The sequence below is a fragment of the Endozoicomonas sp. ALD068 genome (assembly GCF_049310145.1).
Taxonomy (GTDB): domain Bacteria; phylum Pseudomonadota; class Gammaproteobacteria; order Pseudomonadales; family Endozoicomonadaceae; genus Endozoicomonas_A.
Genome location: NZ_JBLYNU010000004.1, coordinates 6,954,204 through 6,971,146, shown reverse-complemented (window position 1 = coordinate 6,971,146; position 16,943 = coordinate 6,954,204). Strand labels below are relative to the sequence as shown.

The window sequence follows — 16,943 nt, the reverse complement described above, 5'->3', positions numbered from 1 at the left end:
GGCGAGCTTGCCATAAACGGATTTGGCAGACAGTTTGTTTTCAGAAGCTTTATCAGACGACACAAGTCTTTTTAAAAAATACTCCCACACCCATCAAGCAACTCCAGTTCCTGACAACCCTGATAAACATCAGGAGCAACATCGGATAATAAAGGGTCTTGCTTTTTTAACTGTTCTATTTTTCTGCACGCCCGTTGCCGCCATTCTTCCAGTATGCGGTTATCGGTATCGATTCTGGCTTTTTTAAGGAGGGTCACTGTATGCATAAGCTCCATTTCGCTCTCGTACTCCTCCAGTAAATTCAGTATTTCGGTGCCAAAAATTTCTGTCTGGTTGAGCTTTAACCATAAACTGCCAAACGCCTGTTTTTGTGGTTCCAATTCATTCTCTGGCTGACATGCTTCAGCTTGCCTGAATTGAACGTTATCCAGTTTCTGCCATTGATCTGCAGTCAAATAATAGTGTTCAGATATCCCGGTGATTTTCAAAACAGTCCTGAACTGTTCCTCTGACCAGTTGCTGATGGCCATTTTTTCATCCTGTATTTCCAGCTGTGGCATTGGAAAGCGGTAGTTTTGAACTCCATCACCTGGCACCTCAACCTCAAGCCACTGCCCTTTGACGGTAAAAGACATCTCATTGAGGTTCTGCATCAACACAGCGATATAGCTCAGGGCCAACTGTTCTCCTGATTGGATAAGTCCGGAGACAGGTATCTCAACATGGTTGTTGTCGGTCGTTTGCATCCCGGACAAAAAGTGATCGGGGATATCGTGATCCCAGGGTAGAAGACTATGGGTTTTGAGCAGCGCTTCAAACAGTATCTGGATGCCTTCTTTGGTGATGTCATGGGTTTTTAGTTGCAGGCAGGCTTCAAGCAGCTTGTTTAACCAATGGGAAGAATGCTCTTTGCTGAGTTTTTGCAGGGCGCTCAACGAGGGAAACAGATCGAATACAGCCCGGGCATGGCTGGCATCCAGAAAACGCAGCTGATCATCCTTTGTTAAGGGTTGCAGGATTTCCAGATAGAACCTTTGCATAGAGTCGAGTTTCAGCACCGCCGACAATGGTTGCAACAGGGCTGAGTAATGCTCCCATAGTCTTTTATCCGGCAATGACTTCAGCCGCTTGGCAAAATAGACAAAACGCTCCCTGTCTTCATCGGAAGAACACAGGAACATTGCTCTATTTAACACGCGCAAAGGCACGGCTTTCATTGAATGACGCCACAAAAAATGCCGATCCAGTTGATTAGCCTGAAGGTAACGTTTGACACTTTTCCCTCCAGAAGAAGATAAAAGCCCTATCAATGATTCCAGCATCAGAACCGTTTTAGTCTCTTTATGGTATTGGCAGAACTGTTTTAAAACTGTCCATGTTAGCGACCAGTCTGGCTTAGGGGTGGAAAGATAAAGAGCGACTGTTTTTATCTGGCGATTGTATTTATCATCTCCTTCATTATCCGGGTTGCTGTGTTCTCCGGTAAGTTCTGTAAGCAGTAACTGTTTCAGTTGTGTTTCCCGGTGTTGCAGCATCTTGATAGCAGGTAGCCCTGCTGATGCCCAGAGCCTGGTCATGATTTGCAGTAGCCTGTGATTGGGCGCCCCCCGGCAACCTATCCAGTCCAGCACTTTTTTCACAGGCTCATGTTTGGGCAAGCCTTGGCTGTGATTCATGGACGAGAAAACGCGGAACAGCTTTATATTGAGCTCGCCACCCTTGTGTTTCCATTCAGGCCAGCCGAGCACCTCTTTCACTTTCTCATGTTTGAGCATGCCTCTGCCATTATTCATGGATGAAAAAGCGCGGAACAGCTCCATATTGAACTCGCCATCCTTGTCTTTCCATTCCGGCCAACCCAAGATCTCTTTCACTTTCTCATGTTTGAGCATGCCTTTGCTATTATTCATGGACGAGAAGGCGCAGAACAGCTCCATATTGAACTCGCCATCCTTGTCTTTCCATTCCGGCCAGCCCAGCACCTCTTTCACTTCCTCATGTTTGAGGATGCCTTTGCCATGATTCATAGATGAGAAGGTGCGGAACAGCTCCATACTGAACTCGCCATCCTTGTCTTTCCATTCCGGCCAGCCCAGCACCTCTTTCACTTCCTCATGTTTGAGCATGCCCTTTCTACTATTCATGGATGAGAAGGAGCGGAACAGCTCCATACTGAACTCGCCATCTCTGTCTTTCCATTCCGGCCAGCCCAGCACCTCTTTCACTTCCTCTTGTTTGAGCATGCCTTTACCATTGTTCATGGATGAGAAGGAGCGGAACAGCTCCATATTGAACTCGCCATCCTTGTCTTTCCATTCCGGCCAGCCCAGCACCTCTTTCACTTGCTCATGTTTGAGGATGCCTTTGCCATGATTCATAGACGAGAAGGCGCGGAACAGCTCCATATTGAACTCGCCATCCTTGTCTTTCCATTCCGGCCAGCCCAGCACCTCTTTCACTTCCTCATGTTTAATCATGCCTTTGCTGATATTCATGGATGAGAAGACGCGGAACAGCTCCATACTGAACTCGCCATCCTTGTCTTTCCATTCCGGCCAGCCCAGCACCTCTTTCACTTGCTCATGTTTGAGGATGCCTTTGCCATGATTCATAGACGAGAAGGATCGGAACAGCTCCATATTGAACTCGCCATCCTTGTCTTTCCATTCCGGCCAGCCCAACACCTCTTTCACTTCCTTTTGTTTGAGCATGCCTTTGCCATTATTCATGGATGAGAAGGAGCGGAACAGCTCCATACTGAACTCGCCATCCTTGTCTTTCCATTCCGGCCAACCCAGCACCTCTTTCACTTCCTCTTGTTTGAACATGCCTTTGCCATGATTCATAGACGAGAAGGAGCGGAACAGCTCCATACTGAACTCGCCATCCTTGTCCTTCCATTCCGGCCAGCCCAGCACCTCTTTGACTTCCTTTTGTTTGAGCATGCCTTTACCATTGTTCATGGATGAGAAGGAGCGGAACAGCTCCATATTGAACTCGCCATCCTTGTCTTTCCATTCCGGCCAGCCCAGCACCTCTTTCACTTGCTCATGTTTGAGGATGCCTTTGCCATGATTCATAGACGAGAAGGATCGGAACAATTTCGTATTAAACTCACCATCCCTGTCTTTCCATTCTGACCAGCCCAGTATTGCTTTCACTTGCTCATGTGTGGGCACGCCTTTGCCATTATTCATGGACGAGAAAGAGCGGAATAGCTCTATATTGAACTCGCCATTCTTGTCTTTCCATTCCGGCCAGCCCAGTATTGCTTTTACTTCCTCATCTGTGGGCACGCCTTTGCCAGCGTTCATGGACGATAAGGATGTCAATACATCCAGACTTGCTAAATATTCGAGTTCATTCTGGCTACGCTCTGCAAAACTACGGATATGTTTTTTGCTATTATTCAGCATGCCGGTCAGCATGCCTGTGTTTTTGACGTTTTTAGAAAGGTGCCCAAAAAAGGCGGCAGCATTATCGAAGAAGCCATTAAAATAATCTCTATCTACGAAACCAAGCAGCTTATAAAAAGTGTTTTTTACAGTGATGTTTTTTTCCTTGAATACCGCCATTAAGGTTTGCACTTTTTCCAGCTCTTCCTGACTTAATTCGTACTTGATATTTGCTTTTATTTTTCCTAATGGTTCATCGGGAATTTGAGTGTCTGCCGGTTTCTTTTTTTTGGCCGCTGGTTCAGCAACAGCGGTTGAATTATTTCTCTTTCTACCCGGGCCCTTCTTTTTTTTCGGAGCGGGCTCTGATGCATCTGGTTCTGCTTCTTCCCGGATTCGTCTTACCCTTTTGTTACCTTGAATGCCCGACAGGCACTTGTTGCACAACAATGCTGAAGCTGCTGTCTGATTTGCTACACGTCCTAATTCCTGTGGATTCAATGCCTTGTCACACTTCGAACAAGCGACAAGCGAATTTCCGGTATTCTGCTCGGCTGAGGGGTTTAGTGGGTCATCGTCTCCACGACCATTGGCGCCTGTCGAACCGGTTCCCCTTTTACGGGCAGCAGATCCGCTTGTCTGGCCGGTCTGACCTGTTGCCGCAGTCGTTGATGCTTTGGCCGTTCGGGAGGATGAATTCTTTTTCCCGTTACCAGCCTGACGGCCAGAATATTTGCCAGAAATAATCTCACGGTAAACTCTGAGTTCCTGACCATTCTCTGCCAGCCATGTCTGAACCAGACCCGGTTGAATCGTGCCAGGGTCTGACCTTTCCAGATCAAGAAGATCGGCTTCAATCACCATGATCCGGTCTGACAAAATCCGGGCCAGCGTTGTTTGGCCTGTGATAATCGCCCATAGTCGTTTGATTTGTAATATTAGAAGCAGTTGCTTTTTTTGCTGCAGACAAGTTTGGACAGGATCAGGAATAAGGGTAAGGACAGGTTGGGGTTCTGGGTCAGGACTCCCGCTGTTTCCGTCAGGTGGCTTATTGCCATCATCTCCACCGGCGGTGCCCCCGGCGATCAACGCATTGGAAGTGTTCTCCAGAACTTCAGGGGGCACGTAAAACTCCAACAACTCGTTCCCACGCTCCGGAGGGTGTCGCAAAACTCCAACAGCTCGTTCGCATGCTCTGAGGTCGTCATTCCCGCGAAGGCGGGAATCCAGCGCCAACGGTGAATATCTGCCTTCTCGGGGATGACAAGGCCATTGGGGCACCGGGCAGTAAGGTTCTGGTGGTGAGTCAGTGTGGATTCCCGCCTTCGCGGGAATGACGAGAATGAAGCCGGGAATGACGGGAGTCAACTCGTGACACCCTCGAAGAGGATCGGGCTGTTCAGGTTCAGCCAACTTATTGGAATACAGGAAATGAGCTGGTAGCGGGCTTGAGCCGACTAATTCCAATGCATGCAGCGAATCCCCAAACAACATCGTCACTAGCAGAAGCAGTGATCGGACCATCGAGCAGGCAGCTTTTTTTGTTGTGAGCGTCTCATAGATCCCGGCTAATAAAATCAGCTTCTGTGACTCCATGCTAGTGGAAAAAATTCGTACGTCATCCAGCTTAGGCCTGATGATTCACGTTTGCGCTAGATTTTATAGCACCGCACTGGCAAGCTTGCCATAAACGGAGTTGGCAGACAGTTTTTTTTAGAAGCCTTATCAGACGACATAAGTCTTTTTAGAAAATACTCCCACACCCATCAAGCAACTCCAGTTCCTGACAACCCTGATAAACATCAGGATCAACATCCGATAATAAAGGGTCTTGCTTTTTTAACTGTTCTATTTTATTGCACGCCCGTTGCCGCCATTCTTCCAGTATGTGGGTAGCGGTATCGATTTTGGCTTTTTTAAGGAGGGTCACTGTATGCATAAGCTCCATTTCGCTCTCATACTCCTCCAGTAAATTCAGTATTTCGCTGCCAAAAATTTCTGTCTGGTTGAGCTTCAACCATAAACTGCCAAACGCCTGTTTTTGTGGTTCCAATTCATTCTCTGGCTGACATGCTTCAGCTTGCCTGGATTGAACGTTATCCAGTTTCTGCCATTGATCTGCAGTCAAATAATAGTGTTCAGATATCCCGGTGATTTTCAAAACAGTCCTGAACTGCTCTTCTGACCAGTTGCTGATGGCCATTTTTTCATCCTGTATATCCAGCTGTGGCATTGGAAAGCGGTAGTTTTGAACTCCGTCACCTGGCACCTCAACCTCAAGCCACTGCCCTTTGACGGTAAAAGACATCTCATTGAGGTTCTGCATCAACACAACGATATAGCTCAGGGCCAACTGTTCTCCTGACTGGATTAGTCCGGAGACAGGTATCTCAACATGGTTATTGTCGGTCGTTTGCATCCCGGACAAAAAGTGATCGGGGATATCGTGATCCCAGGGTAGAAGACTATGGGTTTTGAGCAACGCTTCAAACAGTATCTGGATGCCTTCTTTGGTGATGTCATGGGTTTTTAGTTGCAGGCAGGCTTCAAGCAGCTTGCTTAACCAATGGGAAGAATGCTCTTTGCTGAGTTTTTGCAGGGCGCTTAACGAGGGAAACAGGTCGAACACAACGCGGGCGTGGCTGGCATCCAGAAAACGCAGCTGATCATCCTTTGTTAAGGGTTGCAGGATTTCCAGATAGAGCCCTTGCATATATTCGAATTTCAGCACTCCTGACAATGGTTGCAACAGAGCTGAATACTGCTCCCATAATCTTTTATCTGGCAATGACTTCAGCCGCTTGGCAAAATAGACAAAACGCTCCCTGTCTTCATCGGAAGAACACAGGAACATTGCTCTATTTAACACGCGCAAAGGCACGGTTTTCATTGAATGACGCCACAAAAAATGCCGCTCCAGTTGATTAGCCTGAAGGTAGCGTTTGACGCTTTTCCCTCCGGAAGAAGATAAAAGTCCTATCAATGATCCCAGCATCAGAACCGTTTTAGTCTGTTCATGAAATTGGCAGAACTGTTTTAAAACCGTCCATTTTAGCGACCAGTCTGCCTTGGGGGTGGAAAGATAAAGGGCGACTGTTTTTATCTGGTGATTGTATTTATCCTCTCCTTCATTATCCGAGTTGCTGTGTTCTCCGGTAAGTTCTGCAGGCAGTAACTGTTTCAGTTGTGTTTCCCAGTGTTGCAACAGCTTGATAGCAGGAAGCCCTGCCGATGCCCAAAGCCTGGGCATGATTTGCAGTAGCCTGTGATTGGGCGCCCCCCGGCAATCTATCCAGTCCAGCACCTCTTTTACTTTCTCTTGTTTGAGCATTCCTTTACCATTGTTCATGGATGAGAAGGAGCGGAATAGCTCAATGTTGAACTCGCCATCCCTGTCTTTCCATTCCGACCAGGCCAGCACCTCTTTCACTTCCTCATGTTTAAGCACGCCCTTGCCATGACTCATAGATGAGAAGGCGCGGAACAGCTCCATATTGAACTCACCATGCCTGTCTTTCCATTCCGGCCAGCCCAGCACCTCTCTCACTTCCTCATGTTTGAGCATGCCTTTGCCACCATTCATGGATGAGAAGGCGCGGAACAGCTCAATGTTGAACTCGCCATGCTTGTCTTTCCATTCCGACCAGGCCAGCAGCTCTTTCACATACTCATGTTTGAGGATGCCTTTGCAATGATTCATAGATGAGAAGGCGCGGAACAGCACCATATTGAACTCGCCATCCTTGTCTTTCCATTCCAGCCAGCCCAGCACCTCTTTCACTTCCTCATGTTTGAGCATGCCTTTTCCACTGTTCATGGATGAGAAGGCGCGGAACAGCTCCATATTGAACTCGTCATCCTTGTCTTTCCATTCCGGCCAGCCCAGCACCTCTTTCACTTCCTCATGTTTAAGGATGCCCTTACCATGATTCATAGATGAGAAGGCGCGGAACAGCTCTATACTGAACTCACCATCCTTGTTTCTCCATTCCAGCCAGCCCAGCACTTCTTTCACTTGCTCATGTTTGAGCATGCCTTTGTCATGATTCCTGGACGAGAAGGCGCGGAACAGCTCAATGTTGAACTCGCCATCCTTGTCTTTCCATTCCGGCCAGCCCAGCACCTCTTTCACTTGCTCATGTTTGAGGATGCCTTTGCCATGATTCATAGATGAGAAGGCGCGGAACAGCTCCATACTGAACTCGCCATCCTTGTCCTTCCATTCCGGCCAGCACAGCACCTCTTTCACTTGCTCATGTTTGAGTACACCCTTGCAATGACTCATAGATGAGAAGGAGCGGAACAGCTCCATATTGAACTCGCCATCCTTGTCCTTCCATTCCGGCCAGCCCAGCGCCTCTCTCACTTCCTCATGTTTGAGGATGCCTTTGCCATGATTCATAGATGAGAAGGAGCGGAACAGTTCCATACTGAACTTGCCATCCTTGTCTTTCCATTCCGGCCAGCTCAGTACCTCTTTCACTTGCTCATGTTTGAGCATGCCTTTTCCATTGTTCATGGATGAGAAGGAGCGGAACAGCTCCATACTGAACTCGCCATCCTTGTCTTTCCATTCCAGCCAGCCCAGCACCTCTTTCACTTGTTCATGTTTGAGCAAGCCTTTGCAACTATTCATTGACGAGAAGGAACGGAACAACTTCGTATTAAACTCGCCATCCCTGTCTTTCCATTCTGGCCAGCCCAGTGTTGCTTTCACTTGCTCATGTGTGGGCGCGCCTTTCCTACTATTCATGGACGAAAAGGAATTCAATACATCCAAACTTGCTAAATATTCGAGTTCACTCAGGCTACGTTCTGCGAAACTACGGATATGTTTTTTTTTATTACCCAGCATGCCGGTCAGCATGCCTGTATTTTTGACGTTTTCAGAAAGATGCCCAAAAAAAGCGGTGGCATTATCGAAGAAGCCATTAAAAGAATCTCTATCCACGAAACCAAGCAGCTTATAAAAAGTGTTTTTTACAGTGACGTTTTTTTTCTTGAATACCGCCATCAGGGTTTGCACTTTTTTCAGCTCTTCCTGACTTAATTCGTACTTGATATTTGCTTTTATTTTTTCTAACGGATCATCGGGAATTTGAGTGTCTGGCAGTTTCTTTTTTTTGGCCGGTGATTCAGCAACAGCTGTTGAACTACTTCTTTTTCTACCCGGGCCTTTCTTTTTTTTCGGAGCGGGTTCTGGTGGATCCGATTCTGCTTCTTCCCGGATTCGTCTTACCCTTTCGTAACCTTGAATGCCCGACAGGCACTTGTTGCACAACAACGCTGAAGCTGTTGTCTGATTTGCTACACGTCCTAATTCCTGTGGATTCAATACCTTGTCACACTTCGAACAAGCTACATGCGAATGTCCGGCATCCTGCCCAGCTGAGGGTTTCAGTGGGTCATCGCCTCCACGACCATTGGCGCCTGTCGAACCGGTTCCCCTTTTACGGGCAGCAGGTCTCCTTGTCTGGCCAGTCTGACCTGTTGCTGCGGTCGTTGATGTTTTGGTCGTTCGGGAGGATGAATTCTTTTTCCCGTTACTCACCTGCCGACCAGAATATTTGCCAGAAACTATCTCACGGTAAACTCTGAGTTCCTGACCATTCTCTGCCAGCCATGTTTGAACCAGCCCCGGTTGAATCGTGCCTGGGTCTAACCTTTCCAGATCAAGAAGATCGGCTTCAATCACCATGATCCGGTCTGACAAAATCCGGGCCAGCGTGGTCTGGCCAGCCATAATAGCCCATAGTCGTTTGATTTGTAATATTATAAGCAGTTGCTTTTTTTGCTGCAGACAAGTTTGGACAGGATCAGGAATAGCTCTGAGGTCGTCATTCCCGCGAAGGCGGGAATCCAGCGCCAACGGTGGCTCCCTGCCTTCTCGGGGATGACAAGGCCAGGGGGGCACCGGGCAGTATGGTTCTGGTGGTGAGTCAGTGTGGATTCCCGCCTTCGCGGGAATGACGAGAATGAAGCCGGGAATGAAGCCGGGAATGAAGCCGGGAATGAAGCCGGGAATGACGGGAGTCAACTCGTGACACCCTCGAAGAGGATCGGGCCGTTCAGGTTCAGCCAACTTATTGGAAGACAGGAAATGAGCTGGTAGCGGGCTTGAGCCAACTAATTCCAATGCCTGCAGCGAATCTCCAAACAACATCGTCACTAGCACAAGCAGTGATCGGACCATCGAGCAGGCAGCTTTTTTTTGTTGTGAGCGTCTCATAGATCCAGGCTAATAAAATCAGCTTCTGTGAATCCATTCGCTAGTGGAAAAAATTCGTACGTCATCCGGCTTGGGCATGCGGATTCAGGTTTGCGCTAGATTTTATAGCACCGCACTGGCAAGCTTGCCATGAACGGAGTTGGCAGACAGTTTGTTTTTAGAAGCTTCATCAGACGACACAAGTCTTTTTAGAAAATACTCCCGCATCCATCAAGCAGCTCCAGTTCCTGACAACCCTGATAAACAACAGGATCAACATCGGATAATAAAGGGTCTTGCTTTTTTAACTGTTCTATTTTGTTGCACGCCCGTTGCCGCCATGCTTCCAGTATGTGGGTAGCGCTATCGATTCTGGCTTTTTTAAGGAGGGTCACTGTATGCATAAGCTCCATTTCACTCTCATACTCCTCCAGTAAATTCAGTATTTCGCTGCCAAAAATTTCTGTCTGGTTGAGCTTTAACCATAAACTGCCAAACGCCTGTTTTTGCGGTTCCAATTCATTCTCTGGTTGACATGCTACAGCTTGCCTGGATTGAACGTTATCCACTTTCTGCCATTGATCTGCAGTCAAATAATAGTGTTCAGATATCCCGGTGATTTTCAAAAAAGTCCGGAACTGCTCCTCTGACCAGTTGCTGATGGCCATTTTTTCATCCTGTATTTCCAGCTGTGGCATTGGGTAGCGATAGGTCTGAACATCATCATCCGGCACCTCAACCTCAAGCCATTGTCTTTTGACGGTAAAAGACATCTCGTTGAGGTTCTGCATCAATACGGCAATATAGCTCAGGGCCAACTGTTCTCCTGACTGGATAAGTCCGGAGACAGGTATCTCAACATGGTTATTGTCGGTCGTTTGCATCCCGTACAAAAAGTGATCGGGAATATCGTTATCCCAGGGTAGAAGACTATGGGTTTTGAGCAGCGCTTCAAACAGTATCTGGATGCCTTCTTTGGTGATGTCATGGGTTTTTAGTTGCAGGCAGGCTTCAAGCAGCTTGCTTAACCAATGGGAAGAATGCTCTTTGCTGAGTTTTTGCAGGGCGCTTAACGAGGGAAACAGGTCGAACACAACGCGGGCGTGGCTGGCATCCAGAAAACGCAGCTGATCATCCTTTGTTAAGGGTTGCAGGATTTCCAGATAGAGCCCTTGCATATATTCGAATTTCAGCACTCCTGACAATGGTTGCAACAGAGCTGAATACTGCTCCCATAATCTTTTATCTGGCAATGACTTCAGCCGCTTGGCAAAATAGACAAAACGCTCCCTGTCTTCATCGGAAGAACACAGGAACATTGCTTTATTTAACACACGCAAAGGCACGGCTTCCATTAAATGACGCCACAAAAAATGCCGATCCAGTTGATTAGCCTGAAGGTAACGTTTGACGCTTTTTCCTCCAGAAGAAGATAAAAGCCCTATCAATGATCCCAGCATCAGAACCGTTTTAGTCTGTTCATGAAATTGGCAGAACTGTTTTAAAACCGTCCATTTTAGCGACCAGTCTGCCTTGGGGGTGGAAAGATAAAGAGCGACTGCTTTTATCTGGCGATTGTATTTATCCTCTCCTTCATTATCCGAGTTGCTGTGTTCTCCGGTAAGTTCTGCAGGCAGTAACTGTTTCAGTTGTGTTTCCCAGTGCTGCAGCAGCTTAATAGCAGGAAGCCCTGCCGATGCCCAAAGCCTGGGCATGATTTGCAGTAACCTGTGATTGGGTGCCCCCCGGCAATCTATCCAGTCCAGCACCTCTTTTACTTTCTCTTGTTTGAGCATGCCTTTACCATTGTTCATGGATGAGAAGAAGCGGAATAGCTCAATGTTGAACTCGCCATCCCTGTCTTTCCATTCCGACCAGGCCAGCACCTCTTTCACTTCCTCATGTTTATGCACGCCCTTGCCATGACTCATGGATGAGAAGGCGCGGAACAGCTCCATACTGAACTCACCATGCCTGTCTTTCCATTCCGGCCAGCCCAGGACCTCTTTCACTTGCTCATGTTTGAGCACTCCTTTGCCATTATTCATGGATGAGAAGGAGCGGAACAGCTCAATGTTGAACTCGCCATGCTTGTCTTTCCATTCCGACCAGGCCAGCAGCTCTTTCACATGCTCATGTTTGAGGATGCCTTTGCAATGATTCATAGATGAGAAGGCGCGGAACAGCACCATATTGAACTCGCCATCCTTGTCTTTCCATTCCAGCCAGCCCAGCACCTCTTTCACTTCCTCATGTTTGAGCATGCCTTTTCCACTGTTCATGGATGAGAAGGCGCGGAACAGCTCCATATTGAACTCGTCATCCTTGTCTTTCCATTCCGGCCAGCCCAGCACCTCTTTCACTTCCTCATGTTTGAGGATGCCCTTGCCATGATTCATAGATGAGAAGGCGCGGAACAGCTCTATACTGAACTCGCCATCCTTGTTTCTCCATTCCAGCCAGCCCAGCACTTCTTTCACTTGCTCATGTTTGAGCATGCCTTTGTCATGATTCCTGGACGAGAAGGCGCGGAACAGCTCAATGTTGAACTCGCCATCCTTGTCTTTCCATTCCGGCCAGCCCAGCAGCTCTTTCACTTGCTCATGTTTGAGAATGCCTTTGCCATGATTCATAGATGAGAAGGCGCGGAACAGCTCCATACTGAACTCGCCATCTTTGTCTTTCCATTCCGGCCAGCCCAGCACCTCTCTCACTTCCTCATGCCTGGGTACGCCGTGGCCATTATTCATGGACGAGAAAGAGCGGAACAGTTCGATATTGAACTCGCCATCTTTGTGTTTCCATTCAGACCAGCCCAGTATTGCTTTCACTTGCTCATGTGTGGGCACGCCTTTGCGATTATTCATGGACGAGAAAGAAGTCACTGCATCTAACCTCGCTAAATATTCGAGTTCATCCTGGCTACGCTCTGCAAAACTACGGATATGTTTTTTTCTACTATGCAGCATGCCGGTCAGCATACCTGTATTTTTGACGTTTTCAGAAAGGTGCCCAAAAAAGGCGGTGGCATTATCGAAGAAGCCATTAAAAGAATCTCTATCTACGAAACCAAGCAACTTATAAAAAGTGTTTTTTACAGTGATGTTTTTTTTCTTGAATACCGCCAACAGGGTTTGCACTTTTTCCAGCTCTTCCTGACTTAATTCGTACTGGATATTGGCTTTTACTTTTTGTAACGGATCATCGGGAATTTGAGTGTCTGGCGGTTTCTTTTTTTTAGCCGGTGGTTCAGCAACAGCGGTTGAATTATTTCTTTTTCTACCCGGGCCCTTCTTTTTTTTCGGAGCGGGTTCTGATGAATCCGATTCTGCTTCTTCCCTGATTCGTCTTACCCTTTCGTAACCTTGAATGCCCGACAGGCACTTGTTGCACAACAACGCTGAAGCTGTTGTCTGATTTGCTACACGTCCTAATTCCTGTGGATTCAATACCTTGTCACACTTCGAACAAGCTACATGCGAATGTCCGGCATCCTGCCCAGCTGACGGTTTCAGTGGGTCATCGCCTCCACGACCATTGCCGCCTGTCGAACCGGCTCCCAAGTTACGGGCAGAAGGTCCGCTTGTCTGGCCGGTCTGACCTGTTGTTGTGGTCGTAGATGCTTTGGTCGTTCGGGAGGATGAATTCTTTTTCCCGTTAGCTGTCTGTCGGCCAGAATATTTGCCAGAAACCATCTCACGGTAAACTCTGAGTTCCTGACTATTCTCTGCCATCCATGTCTGAACCAGCCCCAGTTGAATCGTGCCAGGGTCTGACCTTTCCAGATCAAGAAGATCGGCTTCAATCACCATGATCCGATCTGACAAAATCCGGGCCAGCGTGGTCTGGCCTGTCATAATTGCCCAATGTCGTTTGATTCGTAATATTAGAAGCAGTTGCTTTTTTTGCCGCAGACAAGTTTGGACAGGATCAGGAATAAGGGTAAGGTCAGGTTGGGGTTCTGGGTCAGGACTCCCGCTGTTTCCGTCAGGTGGCTTATCGCCGCCACCTCCCCCGCCAGCGCCCGTGGCGATCAGCATATTGGAATTATTCACCAGGACTTCAAGGGGCTCAGCAACAAGATCAATGCGGTGTGTTGGCTTCATTGATAACACCGGGGAGAGAGGCCGCTTGAGAGACTGAAGAGGTCTGTTATTCGGCAGCAACTGCAGCAAACTGAGGGTGAACTGCATAAAATCAAACGGAAGAGGAATGGGCTGTTCAGGATCAAACAACTTATCAGTATACAAGAAATGTGCTGGCATCGGGCCTGAGCCGACTAGTTCCACGGCAGGCAGCGACTCCCCAAACATTATTGTCATTAGCAGAAGCAGTGATCGTACCCTCGAGAAGGCAGTTTTGCTTTTTTGTGAACGTTTCATAGATTCAAGCTTAAAATTTCAGAGATTAGTTTCTCTGAAGCGTCTATCTTTAGGCATGAATATATGTCACGAACAATGTCTCAGAGACAAAAACACTAAAGCTAAGGACTTTTATTTGATGTCGAACAAAAATGCTCAACACTTGGATAGCCTGTATAAGAAGTTCCTGATCATCCCCCTTATACTGCTGTTATCAGGGTGTTCAATGCCGGGCCGTAACAAAGAAGCTACCCAAACCCAATACCGGTTGGATACAAACCTGATCGTTGACGAGCGCCCCCTGGAGCCCCGGAGCCTTATCATTTCGGCGGACCAGGGAGCCACTCTCTATTTCGAGGATGCGGAAAAGAGCCGAGTCTATAAAGTTTTCTACCTTGTCAAGCCTGGAGAGCAAGAGGGAGAGGTAGAAATTCTCACCGGTGTCCATGCCGAAGTGATGGCTCCCTCATTCCTGACTTATGAAGGGCAAGAGGCTTCCTACACCGCTTCCCCTCCAGAACTTCCCATTATTGAAGTCCAGGTCAAGGCATCACCGGTTAAGCCAGCTCATCCCTGAGTTCGTTAGCCACCTGCACCATATTGCTCAGAGCCGCTTCTACTTCGGGCCAATCACGGGTTTTAAGACCACAGTCCGGATTGACCCATAAACGTTGCGGCGGGATTTTTTCGGCGGCTTTCTTCATCAACTGTTTCATCCACTGTGACTCCGGAACATTAGGCGAGTGGATATCATAAACCCCCGGGCCGATCTCATTGGGGTATTCAAACTGTTCAAAAGCATCCAGTAACTCCATGTCAGATCTGGAGGTCTCAATGGTAATAACATCAGCATCCATTGCCGCGATGTATTCAATGATGTCATTGAACTCGCTATAACACATGTGGGTATGAATCTGGGTTTCATCCTGAACGCCACTGGCAGCAATCCTGAAGCTTTTTACTGCCCAGTTCAGATAGTCAGGCCAGTCTTCTTTGCGCAAGGGTAAACCTTCACGAATCGCCGGCTCATCAATCTGGATGATGCCAATGCCCGCCTTTTCCAGATCCACGACTTCATCTCTGAGCGCCAGAGCAAGTTGCAGGCAGGAAACACTTCGATCCACATCTTCCCGCAGGAAAGACCAGCAGAGTATTGTTACCGGACCTGTGAGCATACCCTTCATCCACTTACTGGTCTGGTCTTGGGCAAAGCGACTCCAGTTCACGGTCATGGGCTCTGGTCTGGAAACATCACCAATGATGATGGGAGGTTTTACACAGCGACTGCCATAGCTTTGAACCCAGCCATTGCTGGTAAAGGCAAAACCATTGAGCTGCTCTCCAAAATACTCGACCATGTCATTACGTTCGGCTTCGCCATGAACCAGAACATCGAGTCCCAGTGCCTCCTGTCTGGCAACAGTGTCCAGAATCTCCTTCTGCATGGCTGCTACGTAGTCACGCTTACTCAACTCACCTTTTCTGAATAAACGACGCTGCTTTCTGATAGCAACCGTCTGAGGAAAAGAGCCGATTGTGGTAGTTGGAAACAACGGTAATTTAAGTCTGGATGCCTGAACGACAGCTCTTTTTTCATAAGGCAGGTTTCGCTGGTCATCGCCACTGCTGATTCCGGCAACCCGCTTCTGAACAGCCTTATTGTGTATCCTTGATGACTGACTCCGGGTTTCAATCGCTCGATCCGAAGTAGCCAGAGCAGCCTGAACCTCGGGGCTCTGATTGCCTGAAAGCAAGCTGGCTATGGTTGCTACTTCCTGACACTTCTGAACGGCAAAGGCAAACCAGGATTTCAACTCATCATCCAGATCTGTTTCACATTCAAGATCAACCGGCGTATGCAGAAGTGAACAACTGGGGGCAACCCAGAGACGGTTACCCAGACGCTCACTGGCTTCCTGAAGTTTACTGACTATAGAACGGATATCCGCTTTCCAGATATTTCTGCCGTTCACGACACCAGCTGAAAGCACTTTGTAGGAAGGCAGCCTGTCAAGGATTGCTGTCAGTTGCTCAGCATCACGAACCAGATCAATATGCAGCCCCTCAACGGGTAGATTGACTACAGTCGTCGTTGTGCCATTAAGACCTCCAAAATAGGTCGCCAGCAGGATCTTCAGATCTTTGCCTTGCAGCCTGTTGTAGGTGGACTCAAAAGCCTGATGCCACTCGGTAGGAAGATCCAGTACCAGGATAGGCTCATCAATTTGAACCCACTCAACACCCAGTTTGGCCAGCTCATTGAGTACCTGTCCATAGACCTCTATAACATCATCCAGCAGTTCCAGACGATTAAACGCTTCTCCTTTTACCTTCCCAAGCCACAGCCAGGTAAGTGGACCTATCAGTGTTGGCTTGACCTTAAATCCTGCGTCCAATGCTTCGCGGGTCTCGCGAATAATTTCTGTAGACGACAGCTTTAAGGTCTGGCCTTTGTGCAACTCCGGAACAATATAGTGATAGTTGGTATCAAACCACTTGGTCATCTCACACGCTGCTGCCGGAGTCCCGCCAGGTGCCCTGCCCCGGGCCATGCGAAACAGGGTGTCAACATCTTCACAGTCAGAATCTGCACCAAACCGTGCCGGAACAGCGCCCAGCATGAGTGAGTGATTTAACATCTGGTCGTACCAGGCAAAATCCCCAACCGGGATCAGATCCAGTCCGGCTTCCTTTTGCACAGCCCAGTGTTGCAACCTGAGGCGTTTACCTTCCTCTAAAAGCCTTTCTTTACTCAGTTCACCCTTCCAGTAGGCTTCCTGCGCTTTTTTCAACTCGCGATTGGCACCGATGCGTGGAAAGCCACCGCTGTGTGAAATTGCCATAACCGGATTCTCCAGAGCATCCACTCTTGTTGATTTAGAGAGATTTGTTCATTCCATGGCGACGACAAACTACCCTGCCGCCCATGGCTTCCTGTTGTTTATGCGAAAACTGCCGTAGTTGCGAAGTCATTGTCAT

5 protein-coding genes are annotated in these 16,943 nt (G+C 48.1%); 1 reads left to right on the top strand and 4 read right to left on the bottom strand.

All coding sequences use genetic code 11. From position 1 onward, the window contains the following. Positions 1 to 71: 71 nt before the first annotated feature. From ACO6V5_RS25190 to ACO6V5_RS25180, 3 genes are all read right to left on the bottom strand, one after another. A complete protein-coding gene (locus tag ACO6V5_RS25190) occupies positions 72 to 4,763 on the bottom strand; it encodes a hypothetical protein (RefSeq protein ID WP_422492186.1) in 4,692 nt (1,563 codons plus the stop codon). 376 nt (positions 4,764 to 5,139) lie between these two features. After that, positions 5,140 to 9,432: a hypothetical protein gene (locus tag ACO6V5_RS25185; RefSeq protein ID WP_422492185.1), complete on the bottom strand. Its 4,293-nt coding sequence runs from the start codon at positions 9,430 to 9,432 to the stop codon at positions 5,140 to 5,142. Between the two features lie 380 nt (positions 9,433 to 9,812). Continuing rightward, positions 9,813 to 13,709 carry a hypothetical protein gene (locus ACO6V5_RS25180; RefSeq protein ID WP_422442538.1) on the bottom strand — a complete coding sequence of 1,299 codons (3,897 nt, stop codon included), beginning with the start codon at positions 13,707 to 13,709 and terminating at the stop codon, positions 9,813 to 9,815. A 394-nt stretch (positions 13,710 to 14,103) separates the two neighbouring features. Here ACO6V5_RS25180 and ACO6V5_RS25175 point away from each other — a divergent pair, with 394 nt between their 5' ends. Then, positions 14,104 to 14,541 carry a hypothetical protein gene (locus ACO6V5_RS25175; RefSeq protein ID WP_422135008.1) on the top strand — a complete coding sequence of 146 codons (438 nt, stop codon included), beginning with the start codon at positions 14,104 to 14,106 and terminating at the stop codon, positions 14,539 to 14,541. Here ACO6V5_RS25175 and metE read toward each other — a convergent pair. Further along, positions 14,522 to 16,807, bottom strand: coding sequence for a 5-methyltetrahydropteroyltriglutamate--homocysteine S-methyltransferase (gene metE, locus ACO6V5_RS25170; RefSeq protein WP_422135009.1), 2,286 nt, complete (start codon positions 16,805 to 16,807; stop codon positions 14,522 to 14,524). The two genes, ACO6V5_RS25175 and metE, sit on opposite strands and share 20 nt — an antisense overlap. Between the last annotated feature and the right edge of the window lie 136 nt (positions 16,808 to 16,943).